The sequence below is a fragment of the Methanosaeta sp. UBA356 genome, assembly GCF_002496465.1.
GTDB lineage: Archaea > Halobacteriota > Methanosarcinia > Methanotrichales > Methanotrichaceae > Methanothrix > Methanothrix soehngenii.
In genome coordinates, this window is sequence record NZ_DAKC01000035.1 from 24,885 (window position 1) to 27,683 (window position 2,799).

General features: G+C 50.8%; 3 protein-coding genes. All 3 read right to left on the minus strand.

Features of this window, described 5'->3' with window-relative positions:
• Window positions 1-8 precede the first annotated feature (8 nt).
• The 3 genes from queC to mscL all read right to left on the minus strand — a co-directional run bounded on the left by queC (window position 9) and on the right by mscL (window position 2,699).
• A complete protein-coding gene (gene queC / locus BP727_RS02730; RefSeq protein WP_013718434.1) occupies window positions 9-671 on the minus strand; it encodes a 7-cyano-7-deazaguanine synthase QueC in 663 nt (220 codons plus the stop codon).
• A gap of 52 nt (window positions 672-723) precedes the next feature.
• Window positions 724-2,031: a hemolysin family protein gene (locus BP727_RS02735; RefSeq protein WP_013718433.1), complete on the minus strand. Its 1,308-nt coding sequence runs from the start codon at window positions 2,029-2,031 to the stop codon at window positions 724-726.
• A gap of 230 nt (window positions 2,032-2,261) precedes the next feature.
• Window positions 2,262-2,699, minus strand: a complete 438-nt coding sequence (mscL, locus tag BP727_RS02740) for a large-conductance mechanosensitive channel protein MscL (protein ID WP_013718432.1) — start codon at window positions 2,697-2,699, stop codon at window positions 2,262-2,264.
• Between the last annotated feature and the right edge of the window lie 100 nt (window positions 2,700-2,799).

Consider the following 2,799-nt stretch of genomic DNA (forward strand, 5'->3'; position numbering starts at 1 on the left):
CGCAAGAATTAATGACTGTCCATTCCTATCAGCGGATCCCTGCAACCGCATAGGGCAAATGCCTCCTCCCTCTCTATGCAGGTGGGACAGGTGCGGCAGGGCATAGCTTTTCCCTTGTAGCACGACCAGGTGAGCTCATAGGGAACCTGCAGCTTGAGGCCCATTCTCACGATATCCGCCTTGGTCATATGCACAAAGGGCGCTTGCAGCTCGACGGGATTCCAGGCTGTTCCCAGCCTTATTGCCGGCTTGAGAGCCTCTACGAACTCCGGCCGGCAGTCGGGGTAGATCGTCTGGTCGTTCTTGTGGGCGGCGTAAAACAACTCTGTAATCTCATGGGCCTCGGCGTATCCTGCAGCCACGGAGAGCATGATCATATTCCTGTTTGGTACCACCGTCTGCCTGGCTGCCTCCTCGGTATAGTGGCAGCTGGGCACCTCCTTTTTGCCCAGAAGTGCGCTCTCCCCCAGGAATGCCGCCAGAGTGGAGAGGTCGATGATCTGATGTGGGACATCGAGCCTGGAGGTGATGGCTATTGCGCAGTCTATCTCTTTTTTATGCTTCTGACCATAGTTGAAGGTGAGGGCATCTACCAGATAACCATCGGCCAGCAATTTGTAGAGCAATGTGGTCGAGTCCAGACCGCCGGAGAGTATCAAAACCGCCTTCATTTGCCTCCCAATTTTACTGGCATTCAACATAAGACTGCCCCACCTGAGATCCTTAGCTCGTCACATCCTCGGCCAGAGGGGTCACCAGCAGCTTGTCCACCCGGCGTTCATCCATATCCATGACCTCAAAGCGATAGCCACCCCATTCGAATTTATCTCCCGAGGTGGGAACCTTCTCCAGATGGGTCATCATGAAACCGCCCATGGTTTGGTAGGTCCCATCATCCTCATCAGGAAGCTTGTCGATGTCTAGCGTCTCTTTGAAGTCATCCGCGGGCATCGTCCCATCCACCAGCCATGAACCATCGCTCCTGCGCAGGATCTGGGGCTCCCCCAGCTCATCGATATGGGGAATGTCTCCCACCAGCCCCTCCAGGAGGTCTACCAGTGCCACAATCCCCTGCACTGTGCCATACTCATCCAGGACGATGGCCAGATGGATTCCCGTCTGCTTGAACTTCTCCAGCACCTTCAAAGCCCTCATGCTCTCCGGTACAAATAGAGGTGGCAGCAGCAAAGACCTCAGATCAATCTCCTTTTTATTAAGGTCGCAGTTCAGGATATCCTTGGACTGAATCACTCCCAGGACGTTATCCAGCTTCTTGCTGCAGACCGGAAACATGGTGTACGGCCCGCTGACGGTCTTCCTTTGGATCTCGGCGAGGGTGTCATGGATATCAAGCCAGACTATCTTTCCCCGAGGGGTCATGATGGAGTTGACCTTTCTTTCACCCAAAGAGAAGACTCTTTCCATGATGTCCTGCTCCTCCTCTTCGATCACCCCGGCCATCGTTCCCTGGTCTATCATAATTCTTATCTCTTCTTCAGTGACCTCCGGCTCAGCGTTAGAATTGACCCCCAGGGCTTGGAGGACGAACTCCGTGGATTTGCTCAAGAGAAGAATCAAGGGGTATACAATCTTGGAAAAAGCGTTTAAGGGAGATGCAGACCAGGATGCAATCCGCTCCGGATTGGAGAGGGCTATCCTCTTTGGCACCAGCTCGCCTATAACTAGGCTGACGAAGGTTATCGACAGGACTACCAGGGCTAGAGCAATTCCATGGCTGAATTGAGCTAAAGCGGGATAAAGGCCAAGCAAGTAGCCCGCCAGCTCATCGGATAAGGTCGCGCCGCCGAAAGCCCCGATAAGTGTGGCCATTAAGGTTACCCCAGTCTGAACAGCGGAAAGAAACTGATTGGAGTTGCTGATCAGCTCTAAAGCGACGGCAGCACCCTTATCTCCACTATCTGCCATCTGACGGAGCCTGGCCTTGCGCGAGGAGACAACTGCCATCTCCGCCATGGAAAAGGCGCCGTTGACTAATATGAGAATTAGTATGATCAGAATCTCAATCAACATGAACTACTACCCTTGCAGGATGGTGCGCCCGGTCTGTCTCCAAATTCATGCATTTCCCCGAGATTATGGGCCGTTTTCTCATTTTCATAAGACAGGATAATAAAGGTTATTTATAGCTTCCCTGAACGGAGAACAGAGGGCACTGAAGGTAGTCACGTTATTTGAATATTGAGGATCGATATAATAATTAAAAAAGAAATATAAAAAGAAAAGAAAAACGAACTATAGATTTACTTTAAATCAGCGGTGCAGTGCTTGCACTTGATGGCTCCTATCGCAATGGTCTCTTTGCAGTATGGGCATTCCTTGGTGGTTGGATCAAGAGGTGCAGGCTGCCTTTTGAGGGCATTTATCTGCCGGACCAGCATGAACACCGCAAATGCCACGATGATGAAAGAAATAACCGCATTTATGAATAATCCGTAATTGATGGTCGGCGCTGATACCGCCTGTGCCTCTGCCAGGCTAGCATAGGCCTCACCGTCCAAAGCTATGAACATATCGGCAAAGTTTATGCCACCCGTCAGCATGCCAATTGGAGGCATGATAATATCATTCACAAGCGAATTGACTATGCTGCCAAATGCAGCGCCTATAATGATGCCTACCGCCATATCCACGGCGTTGCCCTTCACTGCAAATTCCTTGAACTCGCTTATAATTCCCATAAAGATCACTCCAACAGATGAAACATTTGACCATTTCTGCGGTCTAAGATATAAATCCTTTTGGAAAGAGCAAATTCGGACCCTCATAAGAGAGTGAAAC